The following is a 15,243-nucleotide window of genomic DNA, read 5'->3' as shown; positions in this document are numbered from 1 at the left end:
GGGATTTTCCCATGGAACCGGTTTTGCTGCATGTACCGTTTAGTTAATGAAGGCCCGTTTTAATCGGCGACAGATCGGTGGCTGACCGGAGCGGGCCAGCGGGAAAACCAGGCGGGGCAACGCGCGGCGGGCGCGCCCGGCGGCCCCGGCGCGCATATCGCGGCAGTTATATGGGCCTCATGCGTGATGGGCTATGGGTTGCGGAATTTGATGGTGATAGCGTGCAAACTGTCAGAAAGACGTCGGTCGAGCGCTGAGCGCAGGCCGCCTTGCCCCCACTTGAAGAATGATAGAGACATGAGTGAGCCGATCCGCTTCTACCATCGTCACGCAGTCCGCGAAGTCAGCGGCGCGGACGTCACCCGCACCGTGCTGCAGTATCTGCGCGAGGACGCGCACTGCACCGGCACCAAGGAAGGCTGCGCGGAAGGCGACTGCGGCGCGTGCACGGTCGTCGTCGGCGAGCTGACCGACGCGGGCACGGTCGCGTTCAAGGCCGTCAACGCGTGCATCCAGTTCCTGCCGACGCTCGACGGCCGTGCGTTGCTGACGGTGGAAGACCTGCGCCAGCCGGACGGTTCGCTGCATCCGGTGCAGCAGGCGATGGTCGATTGCCATGGCTCGCAATGCGGGTTCTGCACGCCCGGCTTCGTGATGTCGATGTGGGCGCTGTACGAGAAGCATGGCCACGAAGGCTGCGGCAGCGCGTGCGCGAAGGCGAAGGACGTGCCGACGCGCACCGAGATCGCCGATGCGCTGACCGGCAACCTGTGCCGCTGCACCGGCTACCGGCCGATCGTCGACGCGGCGGTGCGCATGTTCGACGCGACCGGCGAAGGTGCGCCGCAGCCGTCGGCGACGGTCGACACGGCCGTGCTCGCCCGCACGCTCGCGTCGCTCAAGCGCGACGACACGTTCGCCTACACGACGGCCGACGGCGCGCAATTCGCGGCGCCGCGCACGCTCGACGCGCTGGCCGCGCTGAAGGTCGAGCGTCCCGCCGCGCGGATCCTCGCCGGCAGCACCGACATCGGCCTGTGGGTCACCAAGCAGATGCGCCGGCTCGACGACCTGATCTACGTCGGCCAGATCGCCGAGTTGCAGCAGGTCGTGCACGGCGACGACTGGATCGAGATCGGCGCGGGCGTGACGGTCGAAAAGGCGTACGCGGCACTTGCCGGCACGTATCCGGAGCTGACCGAGATGTGGAAGCGCTTCGCATCGCTGCCGATCCGCAACGCGGGGACGATCGGCGGCAACGTCGCGAACGGTTCGCCGATCGGCGACTCGATGCCCGGCCTGATCGCGCTCGGCGCGCGGGTCGTGCTGCGCGGCGGCGACACGGTGCGCGAGCTGCCGCTCGAAGCGCTCTACACGGGCTATCAGCAAAAGGACATGGCGCCGCACGAATTCGTCATCGGCGTGAAGGTGCCGACCCGCACCGGCGCGCGCGCGAAGCTGCAGTTCCGCACCTACAAGCTGTCGAAGCGGTTCGACTCCGACATCTCGGCCGTGTGCGCGGCGTTCGCGTTCATCGCGGACGGCGACCTGGTGCGCGAGCCGCGCATCGCGTTCGGCGGGATGGCCGCGACGCCGAAGCGCGCGACCCACACGGAAGCCGTGCTCGACGGCGCGCAGTGGCACGAAGCCACCGCGCAGGCCGCGATGCAGGCGCTCGAGCGCGACTACCAGCCGCTGTCCGACATGCGTGCGACGAGCGCGTATCGCCTCGATACCGCGAAGAACCTGATGATCCGGTTCTGGCTGGAGACGCGCCCGCACGATCCGCTGCCGCCGCAGGCGCTGAGCGTGCGTGAAGTGGCCGCCGAAGTTGCCAGCGACGCGGCGCGCGTCTGACGAGGGAGAACACCGAACATGAACCAGCAAGCAGAACCGTTCCTGAGCACCCTCGATCCGCAGGCAGACGCCGCGCAGGTGCACGTGTCACGCGCACACGAATCCGCCCACCTGCACGTGAGCGGACGCGCGACCTACACCGACGACATTCCGATCGTCGCCGGCACGCTGCACGCGGCGCTCGGATTGTCGGCGAAGCCGCACGCGCGGATCGTGTCGATGAACTTCGACGCGGTGCGCGCGACGCCCGGCGTGGTCGCCGTGTTCACGGCCGACGACATTCCCGGCGTCAACGACTGCGGCCCGATCATCCACGACGACCCGGTGCTCGCCAAAGGCATCGTGCAGTTCGTCGGCCAGCCGATGTTCATCGTCGTCGCGACGTCGCATGAAACCGCGCGGCTTGCCGCGCGCCGCGCGCAGGTCGACTACGAAGAGCTGCCCGCGATCCTGACCGCGCAAGAGGCGCGCAAGGCCGAAACCTACGTGATCCCGCCGCTGAAGCTCGCGCGCGGCGACGCGGCCGCGCGGCTTGCCGCCGCGCCGCATCGCGAGTCGGGCGAGATGCTGCTCGGCGGCCAGGAGCAGTTCTACCTGGAAGGGCAGATCGCGTACGCGGTGCCGAAGGACGACGACGGGATGCACGTGTACTGCTCGACGCAGCACCCGAGCGAAATGCAGCACCTCGTCGCGCACGTGCTCGGCGTCGCGTCGCACAACGTGCTGGTCGAATGCCGCCGGATGGGCGGCGGGTTCGGCGGCAAGGAATCGCAGTCGGGCCTGTTCGCCTGCTGCGCGGCGCTCGCCGCGTGGAAGCTGCTGTGCCCCGTGAAGCTGCGCCCGGACCGCGACGACGACATGATGATCACCGGCAAGCGGCACGACTTCCATTACCGCTTCGACGTCGGCTACGACGACGACGGCCGCCTCGACGGCGTCGCGCTCGACATGACGTCGCGCTGCGGCTTCTCGGCCGACCTATCGGGCCCGGTGATGACGCGCGCGGTGTGCCACTTCGACAACGCGTACTGGCTCGGCGACGTCGACATCGCCGGCTATTGCGGCAAGACCAACACGCAGTCGAACACCGCGTTCCGCGGCTTCGGCGGCCCGCAGGGCGCGTTCGCGATCGAGTACATCCTCGACGACGTCGCGCGTTCGCTCGACCGCGATCCGCTCGACGTGCGCTACGCGAACCTGTACGGCAAGACGGAACGCAACGTGACGCCTTACGGCCAGACGGTCGAGGACAACGTGCTGCAGGAGCTGCTCGGCGAGCTCGAAGCGACGAGCGGCTACCGCGCGCGGCGCGCGGGCGTGCGCGAATTCAACGCGCGCAACACGGTGCTGAAGAAGGGCATCGCGCTCACGCCGGTGAAGTTCGGCATCGCGTTCAACGTCACGCACTTCAACCAGGCCGGCGCGCTGGTGCACATCTATACCGACGGCTCGGTGCTCGTGAACCACGGCGGCACGGAGATGGGGCAGGGGCTCAACACCAAGGTCGCGCAGGTCGTCGCGCACGAGCTCGGCATCCGCTTCGGCCGGATTCGCGTGACGGCGACCGACACGAGCAAGGTCGCGAACACGTCCGCCACCGCGGCGTCGACGGGTTCGGACCTGAACGGCAAGGCCGCGCAGGATGCGGCGCGCCAGCTGCGCGAGCGCCTCGCGGTGTTCGCCGCGAAGCAGTTCGGCGACGGCAAGGTCGATGCGGCCGACGTGAAGTTCGGCAACGATTTCGTGTGGGTCGGCGGCACGAGCGTGCCGTTCGGCGAGGTGATCGCGAAGGCATATCTCGCGCGCGTGCAGCTGTGGTCGGACGGTTTCTACGCGACGCCGAAGCTGTACTGGGATCAGTCGAAGCTGCAGGGCCGGCCGTTCTACTACTACTCGTACGGCGCGGCCGTGTCGGAAGTCGTGATCGACACGCTGACCGGCGAAATGCGCACGCTGCGCGTCGATGCGCTGCACGACGTCGGCGCGTCGCTGAACCCGGCGCTCGACATCGGCCAGGTCGAAGGCGCGTTCATCCAGGGGATGGGCTGGCTCACGACCGAGGAGCTGTGGTGGAACGCGGGCGGCAAGCTGATGACGCATGCGCCGTCCACCTACAAGATCCCGACCGTCAACGACACGCCGCCCGAGTTCAACGTGCGGCTGTTCCAGAACCGCAACGTCGAGGACAGCATCCACCGTTCGAAGGCCGTCGGCGAGCCGCCGCTGCTGCTGCCGTTCTCGGTGTTCTTCGCGGTGCGCGATGCCGTGGCCGCGGTCGGCGACTACCGGGTGAATCCGCCGCTCGACGCGCCGGCCACCGGCGAGTCGATCCTGCGCGCGGTGTGTGCGGTGCGTGCGGCGAGCGCCGCGCGGGCAGGCTGAGATGAAACGACCCCCACGCTCACTGTGTTCGCCCGGGGGGGCGCAGTCCCCCCGTCTCTCGAACGCCGATTGGCATGCTTGCGGGGCGGCCCGGCGGAGTCCGACATGAACGGGCCCGCCCGCTCGCTGCGTGCCGCGTCGCATGCGCCCGTCGCCGGGTGCGACGGCGCGTGCGCAAGCGCATCGGACTACGCGTTCGCGCAAGGCACCGGCCGGCGCAACCGCGCGAGCGCCGCGCCGCCGCCGATGCACATCGTGCTGTTCGGCGCGGGGCACGTCGGTCACGCGCTCGTCACGCTGCTCGGCGCATTGCCGTGCGTCGTGCAGTGGGTCGACACGCGCGACGAACTGTTCCCGGACGAATGTCCGCCGAACGTGCAGCCGGAGCCGACCGACACGCCGGAGGCCGTCGTCGACGCGGCGCCACCCGGCACGTACTTCCTCGTGATGACGCACAACCACGCGCTCGACTTCTCGCTCGCCGCGCAGATCATGCGGCGGCGCGACTTCGCGTACTTCGGGATGATCGGCTCGCGCACCAAGCGCGTGAAGTTCGAACGCCGGCTCGCGGCGCGCGGCGTCGATCCGGTCAGGCTCACGGAGATGGTGTGCCCGATCGGGGTCGCGGGCATCGTCGACAAGGCACCGGGCGCGATCGCGGTGGCCGTCTGCGCGGAACTGCTGCAGGCGCGCTCGGGCACGCCGGTCGCCGATGCGAAGGCGGCCGCGGCGGGCCGCCTGCGCGACGACGTGAGCTGCGCGCGATAAGCGCGTGCGCGACGCGCCCGCGCGCGTTTTTGCATACACTGCACGGAATGCGCGGCATGGGGCCGCGCATTTTTTTCGTGCAGGCACCATGTCCGATCATCAGGTCTATCTCGACGCGCTCGATACGAGCCTCGTCGTCATCGAACGCTGGCTAGCCGGCGTCGACACGTCATCCGCGGCGCTCGACGTGCTGATCGCGCCGTTCTCCGACGATTTCACGATGATCATGACCGACGGTCGCGCGCTCGATCGCGACGGCACGCGTGCGCTGTTCGCGACGCTCGGCGGCGTGAAGCCCGGGCTGCGCATCACGTTGTCGGAAATCCGCGTGCTCGCGGCCGATGCGTCGCATGCGGTGCTCACCTATTTCGAGGCGCAGCATGCGGCGTCGGGCGAGCTGCCCGCGCGTCGCGCGACGGCCGTGTTCGAGCGCGACGCGGCAGGCGTCGTGCGCTGGACCCATCTGCAGGAAACGACCTGCGCGGCGTGAGCGAGCCGCGCGGGCTGAAGGCGAAGGCCCGTGCGGCCGTGTGTGTCAGCGCTTGCGGCCGCGCTGCGCCGTCAGTTCGTCGGACACGCTCTGCATCAGCGCGCACAGCCACGCGATATCGGTCGGGCGATCCGGTTGCGGATGCGTGAGCAGGTAGCTCTTGATGCGCGGAAACGGCACCGGCGGCGTGACGACGACGAGCGGCAGCAGTTGCGCATAGTGCGTCGCGAAGCGGCGCGTCGTCGTGAAGATCAGGTCCGATTGCAGCAGCACCTGCGGCACGATCCCGAAGTACGGCAGCGTCGTCACGATTCGCCGCGTGAGACGGGCGCGCGCGAGGCCGATTTCGATCGCGTTGCGCTTGTCGCCGGTGTACGGCGTCGGCGCCACGTGCGCGGCCGATGCGTACGCTTCGCGTGTGAGCGGCGCGCGCGCGAGCGGATGCGCGTCGCGCATCAGGCACACGATCGTGTCGGAGAACAGGTCCTGGCGCGCGAAGTGCGGGTCGGGTTTCGGCCAGTTGCCGATCACGAGATCGAGCGCGCCCGATTCGAGCGCGCCCGCGTGATCGAGCGCGGGATTCAGCGAATCGATTTCCAGATGCGCATGCGGCGCCGCGTCGCGAAAGCGCTCGATCAGCGTCGGCATGAAGAAGTCGTTCAGGTAGTCGGGCGCGGCGACGCGGAACGTGCGCCGCGCGGACGACGGATCGAAGTCGCCGTGCGGCGTCGCGATGAAGTCGACTTCGCGCAGCGCGCGCGACGCCGCGCCGAGCAGCGATGCGCCGTATTCGGTCGGCACCATCCCGGATTTGCCGCGCACGAGAATCGGGTCGTTCAGCGTTTCGCGCAGCTTGCGCAGCGCGGTGCTGATCGCGGGCTGGGTCTGGTTCAGCCGCAGCGCGGCTTGCGTGACGCTGCGCTCGAGCAGCAGCGTGCGCAATACGCGCACGAGCCAGATATCGAGCGAGGCGGTACGGTCGTCGTCTTCCATCGGTACGGGTCGATTCGGGGATGCGTAACCTTACCGCAGCCGCGCGTTGCCGTGCGTGATACCGGCCATCACGCGCGGCCCTTCGGCAGCGTGCTGATCCGCTTGACCTCGCGCGACTCGAGCCAGTTCGGCGTGCGCGCGCAGTACAGCACCATCGGCAGCGCGTCCTCGCCCCAGAACAGCTGCTTGTTCATCCAGAAAGTCGGCACGCCGAACACGCCGAGCGCGATCGCGTCGTCGGTGTTGCGGCGCAGTTGCGCACTCGTTTCCTCGAATTCGATCAGTTCGTCGCCGTGCCCGACGCCGACGCGCTCGCACAGCGCGGCGAACCCGTCCGGCGTCGACGGATCGTTGCCGTCGCGCCAGATGAAGCGGAACATTTCGCGCACGGTCGCGATGTCGGCACGCAGCGCGATCGCGAGGCGCAGCACCTTGTCGGAATCGAACGGATGCGCGGGCGGCATCTTGAAGCGGATGCCGAGCTGTTCGGCGCGAAACAGCGCGTGACGGTACGTGAACACGCGCTTGGCCGGGACGTCCGCGCTCGAGCGCTGCCCCCAGTGACGTTGCAGGTCGGGCAGCGACACGGCGACGGGTTCGAACGGCACGTCCGGCCACTTGTCGTGTTGTTCGAGCAGCAGGTAGGAGAACGGCGACACGAAGTCGAAGAACCAGGCAGGCTGGGCAGTGTCGAGGCCGGTTGTCATGGGCGGATCTCCAGAGGGTGGGGCGTGCGCGCCTGGCGGCGGCCTTCATGTTACGCGGTGGCGCGCGGATGCAGCAATGATCGCGGATCGTCCGCTCATGCGGAACCGGGAGTCGCCCGAGGGGGCGCGCCGGCCGGCGGCGACGTGTCGCCGGTGTCGGCGCCGGGCGTGTCTGCCGTCGTGTCGCGATCTTGCGCGGTGAGCCGCTCGCGCACGAAGCCGATGTGCTCGCGCAGCACATAGAACTGTCCCGCATACGCGAGCGGCATCTTCATCCGGTTCACGGCTTCCTCGATATCGTCGAGCTCGTCGAGCAGCGCGACGCGTTCCTCGGCCGTATGCTCGCCGAGCGCGCTGCGCTCGAGCGCGATCAGCGCGCCGTACCAGCGGTAGATGCGCGAGCGCACGCGCCAGCCGTACAGCGACGGCACGAGCCGCAGCCCCGGAATCAGCACGACGATCAGCGGCACCACCACGACGAGCAGCCGGTCGACGAGACTCGCGACCCAGAACGGCAGGCGCCGGTACAGGAAGGTCTTGCCCGACTTGTAGTAGCGCGCCGCATCGTCCGACAGCGGGAAGCCGCGCGTGATCGGCGACGGGAATTCGCCCGCGTGCTGGAGGATCGTCGCGTGGCCGTGCACTTCGCGCGCGGCCTCGATCAGCAGGTCGGACAGCGCCGGATGCAGCGTGTCGCGCGCGACCAGCTCGATCGTCGGTGCGACCGTATGGATGTCGGCGGGCGGCAGGTTGCGGCCGAGATCGTAGACGCCCATCGGCAGCGTGATCGCGGTCAGGTACGGGAAACGCCGCGCGTACGCTTCGGCCTGCGTGAACGAGTACACGTGCACGCCGGGCGCGCGGAACAGCTTCGCCATCACCGGGATCTGCGTCGAGTCGCCGGACAGGAACGCGGCGTCGATCTTGCCGTCGAGCAGTTCGGTCGCGGCGTCTTCGCCGGCGGTCGGCAGCAGTTCGGTCGAACCGCCCGGCACGATGCCGTTCATCTTCAGCAGCGCGAGGCTCAGCTCGCGCGCGCCGCTGCCTTCCGAGCCGAGCGCGAGCCGCTTGCCCTTGAAATCGGACAGGCGCGCGACGATCGGGCCGCGGTACATGATCGCGAGCGGCACGTAGCCGATGCTGCCGAGCGACACCAGCTGTTCGTCGCGCTCCTTCGGGCCGATGCCGCTCTGCACGAAGCCCACGTCGACCGGCGCGTTCGGGTTCGACAGCCGCGCGAGGTTCTGCGCGGATCCTTCGGACGACTCGACGTCGAGCGTGATGCCGTTTTTCGCGAGGATCGTCTTGTATTTCTGCGCGGCGTTCCAGTACGTGCTGCCGGGCGGCCCGGACGAAATCACGAGGGTGGACGGCGGCGCGGGCTGGATCAGCTTGACCGCGAGCCAGACGGCCGCCGCGGCGAGCAGCACGGTAGGGCCGATCGACAGGGCGAGATCGCGCCACGACACCGCGACGAAGCGGGCGAGGATGCGGCGTGGCGGGCGAGGGCGGGCAGGCTTCATGGAATCGGCGGATGACACGGGTGTGACGCATCGATGGCGACCGTGACCGACGATGCACGCGGTGCACGTTCTGGCGGCGATGGTACCCGGTTTCGCCGCGCGTGCGCGAGCCGGGCGCCGCGGCGCGGCTGTGCGCCCACGTCGGCGGGCGCTCGCGCGTCAAAAGCTTTGCGCTTCGGCGGGCGCTGGATTACATTGTGCGACGCAGCCGCGCCCGATTCGCGCGCGACCCGGCACGCAATGAGACCGGGCGCGTCCGGCCGGCGGCTGTCCGGCCCGGCCGGCCCGCATTCGCGCGCGCCGGTCGCCGGCCCGTGTCGCCTCTCTCGCATCGCCGTGGAAATCATCGGCCGTCCCGCCCGTTTGCGCGCGGGCCGGCTGCCTTTGGGGGTTTCCGGCCGTACTGTGCACGGCCGTTCCGGAGTCACAAGGAGATAGCATGAAGTCGATCGTGTTGAGAGCGTTGGGTGTTGCGGCCGTGGCGGCCTGTTTGACGGGCAGCGTCTACGCGCAGTCGAGCGATGCGGCGGCCACCGAAGCGCCGGCCGCGGCGACGAGCTCGCCGAAGGCGGCAGCCAAGACCGCGAAGAAGGCGAACCGCAAGCTGGGTTACGCGGTGCGCAAGGCGATTACGAAGGATGGCGGCGTGAACGTGGCGAACCTCGTCGTCCGCTCGAAGGGCGGGGCGATCACGCTGGAGGGCACGGTGCCCGATCAGGCACAGATCGACAAGGCGGAAGCCGCGGCCAAGGGCGTGAAGGGCGTGACGTCGGTCACGAACAAGCTGACGGTCCAGCAGCAATGACGCCGGGCGGCGGCGCGCCAGCGCCGTCCGCGCCCGCTTGCAGGCGGGCCCCGGCATGCCGGGGCCCGTTTGCGCTTCAACGGCCGCGAGCCGCGCACGACGCGGCGGCGGACCCATGACGAGATCGAGAGGGCGGCAATGACGACGCACGGGTGGGGCAGTCGGATTCTTCTCGGCGCGGCGCTGGCCGCGGCGACGATGCTCGGCGCCTGCAACGGCGACGATTCGGGCGAACGCAACCGGCTGCCCGGCTTCGTGTCCGGCAGCGTGCGCACGACCGCCTATGACGGCGCGAGCGACGACCTGCTGACGGCCGGCCTCGGCAAGACGGGCCTCGCCGCCGCCGCCGCACCGGCATTCGCGAATCCGTCGCGGCCGACGGGTGCCGAACTGCGCCGGGTCGCGATCTGGTCGAACTACCGCGCGCTCGTCGACATGAGCGCCAACGGCGGCTACGGCCGCTTCTGGGGGCCGAACGTCGACCTCGACGGCAACGACACGCTCGGCGAAGGCAGGATCCCCGGCACCGAATATCTCGCGTATGCCGACGACGGCAGCGGCCGCAAGAACGTGACGCTGCTCGTGCAGGTGCCCGCGAGCTTCGATCCCGCGCAGCCGTGCATCGTCACGGCGACGTCGTCGGGCTCGCGCGGCGTGTACGGCGCGATTTCGGCGGCCGGCGAATGGGGGCTCAAGCGCGGCTGCGCCGTGGCGTACAACGACAAGGGCGGCGGCAACGGCGCGCACGAGCTCGGCACCGACACGATCACGCTGATCGACGGCACGCTCGCCAACGCGGTGCTGGCCGGCAACGCCAGCCTCTTCACCGCCAACGTGACGAGCGGCGATCTCGCCACGTACAACAGCCGCTTTCCGAACCGCTACGCGTTCAAGCACGCGCATTCGCAGCAAAATCCCGAGCAGGACTGGGGCCGTGCGACGCTGCAGTCGGTCGAATTCGCTTACTGGGCGCTCAACGAACGGTTCGGGCCGCTGCTCGACAGCTCGCATCGCGGCGTGCGCTACCATCCGGGCGACATCACGACGATCGCCGCATCCGTCAGCAACGGCGGTGGCGCCGCGCTCGCGGCGGCCGAGCAGGACACGCGCCGCTGGATCACGGCGGTCGTGGTCGGCGAGCCGCAGATCAACGTGCGGATGGCGGCGAACGCGCTCGTGCGCGAAGGCGGCCAGCCGGTGCCGTCGTTCGGCCGGCCGCTGGCCGATTACGCGACGCTCGCGAACCTGCTGCAGCCGTGCGCGGCCGCATCGGCGTCGCTCGCCGGCGAGCCGTACCTGAGCGCGCTGCCGCTCGCCACCACGCAGTCGATCCGCACGCAGCGCTGCGCGACGCTCGCGGCGGCGGGGCTCGTGTCGGGCGCCGATACGCCGAGCCAGGCCGCCGACGCGCTCGCGCAACTGCACGCGGCCGGCTATCTCGCCGATTCCGACCTGCTGCACGCGCCGATGTGGGATTCGCAGGCGATTCCGGCGATCGCGGTCACCTATGCGAATGCGTACACGCGCTCGCGCGCGACCGACAACCTGTGCAATTTCAGCTTCGCGACCACCAGCGCGGCGACGGGCACGGTCGCGCCGCCCGCGGCGTCGCCGATGCCGGCCGTGTTCGGCCTCGGCAACGGCGTGCCGCCGACGGCCGGCATCGATCTCGTGTTCAACACCGGCGCGGGCATCGATCACCGGCTCGCGACGCCCGACGCGAGCTTCGCGGGCGCGCTGTGCCTGCGCCAGCTGTGGACCAACGGGATGCTCGACATGCCCGCGAACGTCGACGCGGTGCGCGTGAACGCGAACCTGCAGGGCAAGCCGGCGATCATCGTGCAGGGCCGCAGCGACGCGCTCGTGCCGGTGAACCATGCGTCGCGCGCGTACGTCGCGCAAAACGGCATCAGCGAAGGCGGCCGCAGCCAGCTCGTGTTCTACGAGGTGACGAACGGCCAGCACTTCGACGCGTTCCTGCCGGTGGCGGGCTTCGACACGCGCTTCGTGCCGGTTCACTACTACAACCTGCAGGCGCTGAACCTGATGTGGCGGCACTTGAAGAACGGCGCGCCGCTGCCGCCGTCGCAGGTGATCCGCACGGTGCCGCGCGGCGGCACGCCGGGCGCCGCGCCCGCGCTGACGAGCGCGAACCTGCCGCCGATCTCGTCGTCGCCCGGCGCGAACGCGATCACCGCCGGCGCCGGCACGATCGACGTGCCGCTCTGACGGCGCCCGGCGCGCCGCACGCCCGAAGCCGGACAGTCGTCCGGCTTTTTTCTTTTCAGCGTCCGGAATCGGTTCCGCTCGATTTTTTATCCGAATGGCTTGCCCTGTAACAAATTATTACTTTACGGCGGAAAACCCGGAATCTAATATGCGCCGATATTTTCACTTAATTTAATAAATTACCGAGAGACAATAATCCTTTCCGCATAATTAACCGATCCTTTCGATTTTATTAAGTCGATTCGAGCAGCGACTGGCCGTTGTTTTGCGATTGGCCGGCCGCTCGTCGACGGGGATCGTTCGTCTGTTCGAAGCGAGGCCGCCTTGTCTGGCGGGCTTTGCGGGGGAGGTTTTTGCCGTTTGCTTTATGGCGCGTACGGATTGCCGCCTGAATCCGTATTGCTGCGGATTATTGAATTGTCGTTCGCAATGGAATGGATTCCATTGCGCAGTCGCGAAATATGGGTGGGGTAAATCATGCCGGACGGTACTCGCTGATCCGGTAAAAAACTCGGGGTGCGTCGCATAACGAATGCATTCCGGTGCGGAGCGCCGGCGCAAATGATCCTTTGCGGTCGGCGGTATTTATCGTTCTGTTCGAGAGGCAATAATGACGACACTGAAGTCCTTGAAAGACGGTTTCGCGCTATTTGGAACGACACTGGGCGTGCCGCTCGCCGCAGCCGCGGCGGCGGCGCTGCTCGTCACGGGGTGCGGCGGCGACGACGGATCAGGGCCGTCCGCCGCGACCTCCGCGGCGGCCGCGACGACGTCGAACGGCAGCACGTCGGCCAGCGCCGACGCAACGGCGGCCGCGGCCGACCAGCCGTACGTCGACAACGACGTGTACGGCACCGGGCCCGACGATGCGGTCACGGACTCGACCGAAGGCGCGGCGGTCGTGCACCGCCAGGTCGCGATCGGCGGCAAGACCATCAAGTACACGGCCACCACCGGCCACCTGACCACCATCGACCCGACCACGTCGGCGCCGAACGCGAAGATGTTCTACGTCGCGTACACGCAGGACAACCCGGATCCGTCGAAGCCGCGCCCGGTCACGTTCTTCTACAACGGCGGCCCCGGTTCGTCGTCGGTCTACCTGCTGCTCGGCTCGTTCGGGCCGAAGCGCCTGCAGTCGTCGTTCCCGAATTTCACGCCGCCGGCCCCGTACAAGCTGCTCGACAACCCGGACAGCCTGCTCGACCGCACCGACCTCGTGTTCATCAACCCGGTCGGTACCGGCTACTCGGCGGCGATCGCCCCGGCGAAGAACAAGGATTTCTGGGGCACCGACCAGGACGCGCGCTCGATCGACCGCTTCATCCAGCGCTACCTGACCAAGTACTCGCGCTGGAATTCGCCGAAGTTCCTGTACGGCGAGTCGTACGGCACGGCGCGCAGCGCGGTCGTGTCGTGGGTGCTGCACGAGGACGGCATCGACCTGAACGGGATCACGCTGCAGTCGTCGATCCTCGACTATGCGAATGCGCTGTCCGCGCCGGGCACGTTCCCGACGCTCGCGGCCGATGCGTTCTACTGGAAGAAGACGACGCTCAACCCGACGCCGACCGATCTCGACGCGTACATGATCCAGGCTCGCAACTACGCGGACAACACGCTCGCGCCGCTCGCGCAGAAGCCGAACCCGCAGGACGGCGGCTTCCTGAACGTGCGGCTGAACCTGAACCTGCAGACCGCGCAGCAGATGGGCTCGTACATCGGCACCGATCCGACGTCGCTGATCCAGACCTTCGGCAACCCGGCCGCGCTCGGCAACGTGCCGTCGTCGGACGACAACCCGCCGTACACGTTCTTCCTGACGCTCGTGCCGGGCACGCAGATCGGCCAGTACGACGGTCGCGCGAACTACACGGGCAAGGGCATCGCGCCGTACATCCTGCCGAACTCGGGCAGCAACGATCCGTCGATCACGAACGTCGGCGGCGCGTACACGGTGCTGTGGAACAGCTACATCAACACCGACCTCAAGTACACGTCGACGTCGTCGTTCGTGGACCTGAACGACCAGGTCTTCAACAACTGGGACTTCAGCCACACCGACCCGACCGGCGCGAACAAGGGCGGCGGCAATACGCTGTACACGGCCGGCGACCTGGCGGCGACGATGAGCGTGAACCCGGATCTGAAGGTGTTGTCGGCGAACGGCTACTTCGATGCGGTCACGCCGTTCCACCAGACCGAGCTGACGCTCGCGCAGATGCCGCTCGATCCGACGCTCAAGGCGCAGAACCTGACGATCAAGAACTACCCGTCGGGCCACATGATCTATCTGAACGACGCGTCGCGCACCGCGCTGAAGGGCGATCTCGGCAGCTTCTACGACGGCATCCTCGCGAACCGGACCGCGCTGCAACGCGTGCTGAAGCTGCAGGCGCGCACGCAGCAGCTCAAGCAGCAGCAACTGCAGCAGCAGGGGCGGTAAGCGTCGCGCAGCGATCCGTGCGGCCCGGCCTCGTGCCGGGCGGCGCGGGTGTGCGATGCCCCGGATGGACGACAGCCCGATCGGCGCAGGCCGGTCGGGCTGTTTTATTTGATCGGACGAATGCCCGGCAGACGATGCACGGGCCGTTGATGACGAAACGCTGGCGGCGGAGAAACGGGCGGTTGCGTTCGGGCGTTCAGGCGAGCACGAGCCGCACGCCGACCGCGACGAGCGTCGCGGCGAGCAGGTTGCGCAGCAGGCGCTCGGGCGCGCGCGCCGACAACAGGCTGCCGAGCACGATGCCGGGCAGCGAACCGAGCAGCAGCGACAGCAGCATCGACCAGTCGACCGAACCGAGCAGCCAGTGGCCCATGCCCGCGACGAGCGTGAGCGGCACCGCGTGCGCGATGTCGGACCCGACGATGCGGGTGGTCGCGAGCGTCGGGTACAGCAGCAGCAGCACGGTGACGCCGATCGCGCCGGCGCCGACCGAGGTCATCGACACGAGCACGCCGAGCACGACGCCGGTCAGCACGGTCGACCACAGCGTGCGCGCGGGGCTGGGTGCGAGCGGATTGCGTGCGGCGAGCGCGGTGAGCTGCGGCCGGAAGATCAACGCGAGCGACGTGAGCAGCAGCGCGACGCCGAGCACCAGCTGGATCACCCGCGCGGTGCCCGGCGCATTCATCCCGTGCGTATGCATCGCCCACAGCGTGATGGCCGCGGCCGGGACGCTGCCTGCCGCGAGCCGGCCGGTGATGCGCCAGTCGATCGACCCCTTCAGCCCGTGGACGAGCGTGCCGGTGCCCTTGGTCGCGGCCGCGTACAGCAGGTCGGTGCCGACTGCCGTCGCGGGATGGACGCCGAACAGCAGCACGAGGATCGGCGTCATCAGCGAACCGCCGCCGACGCCGGTCAGGCCGACGAGAATGCCGACGAACAGGCCGGACAGGGAGTACAGCAGATCGATATGGGGAAGCGACATCGGAAGCAGGCGGTTATGCGGCGTTCGGCGGCGGCGCGCGCGTCAAAGTCTGCCATTG

The 15,243-nt window shown here is 68.7% G+C and carries 11 protein-coding genes; 7 read left to right on the top strand and 4 right to left on the bottom strand.

Features of this window, described 5'->3' with window-relative positions; genetic code table 11:
* The first annotated feature begins 297 nt into the window (after positions 1 to 297).
* The 4 genes from xdhA to BME24068_RS32240 all read left to right on the top strand — a co-directional run bounded on the left by xdhA (position 298) and on the right by BME24068_RS32240 (position 5,497).
* Complete coding sequence (gene xdhA / locus BME24068_RS32255; protein WP_096504901.1) at positions 298 to 1,857, top strand: xanthine dehydrogenase small subunit; 1,560 nt, start codon at positions 298 to 300, stop codon at positions 1,855 to 1,857.
* An 18-nt stretch (positions 1,858 to 1,875) separates the two neighbouring features.
* The gene (gene xdhB, locus BME24068_RS32250) at positions 1,876 to 4,239 is read left to right on the top strand and encodes a xanthine dehydrogenase molybdopterin binding subunit (protein ID WP_174928509.1); all 2,364 of its coding nucleotides are present in this window, start codon (positions 1,876 to 1,878) and stop codon (positions 4,237 to 4,239) included.
* Between the two features lie 105 nt (positions 4,240 to 4,344).
* Positions 4,345 to 5,007, top strand: coding sequence for a xanthine dehydrogenase accessory protein XdhC (xdhC, locus tag BME24068_RS32245; RefSeq protein WP_174928508.1), 663 nt, complete (start codon positions 4,345 to 4,347; stop codon positions 5,005 to 5,007).
* A gap of 88 nt (positions 5,008 to 5,095) precedes the next feature.
* Positions 5,096 to 5,497, top strand: coding sequence for a polyketide cyclase (locus BME24068_RS32240; protein WP_174928507.1), 402 nt, complete (start codon positions 5,096 to 5,098; stop codon positions 5,495 to 5,497).
* Between the two features lie 45 nt (positions 5,498 to 5,542).
* Here BME24068_RS32240 and BME24068_RS32235 read toward each other — a convergent pair whose 3' ends face one another.
* The 3 genes from BME24068_RS32235 to BME24068_RS32225 all read right to left on the bottom strand — a co-directional run bounded on the left by BME24068_RS32235 (position 5,543) and on the right by BME24068_RS32225 (position 8,720).
* Positions 5,543 to 6,490: a LysR family transcriptional regulator gene (locus tag BME24068_RS32235; RefSeq protein WP_096504893.1), complete on the bottom strand. Its 948-nt coding sequence runs from the start codon at positions 6,488 to 6,490 to the stop codon at positions 5,543 to 5,545.
* Positions 6,491 to 6,558: 68 nt separating this feature from the next.
* On the bottom strand, positions 6,559 to 7,197 hold the full coding sequence (locus BME24068_RS32230) for a 2-hydroxychromene-2-carboxylate isomerase (protein ID WP_096504891.1): 639 nt from the start codon (positions 7,195 to 7,197) through the stop codon (positions 6,559 to 6,561).
* A gap of 95 nt (positions 7,198 to 7,292) precedes the next feature.
* Positions 7,293 to 8,720, bottom strand: a complete 1,428-nt coding sequence (locus tag BME24068_RS32225) for a TAXI family TRAP transporter solute-binding subunit (protein WP_096504889.1) — start codon at positions 8,718 to 8,720, stop codon at positions 7,293 to 7,295.
* A 439-nt stretch (positions 8,721 to 9,159) separates the two neighbouring features.
* Between BME24068_RS32225 and BME24068_RS32220 the strand changes: the two genes are divergently transcribed.
* The 3 genes from BME24068_RS32220 to BME24068_RS32210 all read left to right on the top strand — a co-directional run bounded on the left by BME24068_RS32220 (position 9,160) and on the right by BME24068_RS32210 (position 14,200).
* Positions 9,160 to 9,525, top strand: a complete 366-nt coding sequence (locus BME24068_RS32220; RefSeq protein WP_096504887.1) for a BON domain-containing protein — start codon at positions 9,160 to 9,162, stop codon at positions 9,523 to 9,525.
* A 138-nt stretch (positions 9,526 to 9,663) separates the two neighbouring features.
* Positions 9,664 to 11,754 carry a D-(-)-3-hydroxybutyrate oligomer hydrolase gene (locus BME24068_RS32215; protein ID WP_174928506.1) on the top strand — a complete coding sequence of 697 codons (2,091 nt, stop codon included), beginning with the start codon at positions 9,664 to 9,666 and terminating at the stop codon, positions 11,752 to 11,754.
* Positions 11,755 to 12,364: 610 nt separating this feature from the next.
* The gene (locus BME24068_RS32210; protein ID WP_174928505.1) at positions 12,365 to 14,200 is read left to right on the top strand and encodes a S10 family peptidase; all 1,836 of its coding nucleotides are present in this window, start codon (positions 12,365 to 12,367) and stop codon (positions 14,198 to 14,200) included.
* A 196-nt stretch (positions 14,201 to 14,396) separates the two neighbouring features.
* Here BME24068_RS32210 and BME24068_RS32205 read toward each other — a convergent pair whose 3' ends face one another.
* Positions 14,397 to 15,185: a sulfite exporter TauE/SafE family protein gene (locus tag BME24068_RS32205; protein ID WP_096505111.1), complete on the bottom strand. Its 789-nt coding sequence runs from the start codon at positions 15,183 to 15,185 to the stop codon at positions 14,397 to 14,399.
* Positions 15,186 to 15,243 lie beyond the last annotated feature (58 nt).

The organism is Burkholderia anthina (assembly GCF_902498995.1).
GTDB classification, from domain to species: domain Bacteria; phylum Pseudomonadota; class Gammaproteobacteria; order Burkholderiales; family Burkholderiaceae; genus Burkholderia; species Burkholderia anthina.
The sequence above is the reverse complement of the archived record's forward strand: the minus strand, read 5'-3'. Positions and strand labels throughout refer to the sequence as shown.

Coding starts and splice junctions, on each gene's coding strand:
- BME24068_RS32215 (WP_174928506.1), top strand. CDS start 9,664: ATGACGACGCACGGGTGGGGCAGTCGGATTCTTCTCGGCGCGGCGCTG.
- BME24068_RS32235 (WP_096504893.1), bottom strand. CDS start 6,490: ATGGAAGACGACGACCGTACCGCCTCGCTCGATATCTGGCTCGTGCGC.
- BME24068_RS32210 (WP_174928505.1), top strand. CDS start 12,365: ATGACGACACTGAAGTCCTTGAAAGACGGTTTCGCGCTATTTGGAACG.
- xdhB (WP_174928509.1), top strand. CDS start 1,876: ATGAACCAGCAAGCAGAACCGTTCCTGAGCACCCTCGATCCGCAGGCA.
- BME24068_RS32205 (WP_096505111.1), bottom strand. CDS start 15,185: ATGTCGCTTCCCCATATCGATCTGCTGTACTCCCTGTCCGGCCTGTTC.
- BME24068_RS32240 (WP_174928507.1), top strand. CDS start 5,096: ATGTCCGATCATCAGGTCTATCTCGACGCGCTCGATACGAGCCTCGTC.
- xdhC (WP_174928508.1), top strand. CDS start 4,345: ATGAACGGGCCCGCCCGCTCGCTGCGTGCCGCGTCGCATGCGCCCGTC.
- BME24068_RS32225 (WP_096504889.1), bottom strand. CDS start 8,720: ATGAAGCCTGCCCGCCCTCGCCCGCCACGCCGCATCCTCGCCCGCTTC.
- xdhA (WP_096504901.1), top strand. CDS start 298: ATGAGTGAGCCGATCCGCTTCTACCATCGTCACGCAGTCCGCGAAGTC.
- BME24068_RS32220 (WP_096504887.1), top strand. CDS start 9,160: ATGAAGTCGATCGTGTTGAGAGCGTTGGGTGTTGCGGCCGTGGCGGCC.
- BME24068_RS32230 (WP_096504891.1), bottom strand. CDS start 7,197: ATGACAACCGGCCTCGACACTGCCCAGCCTGCCTGGTTCTTCGACTTC.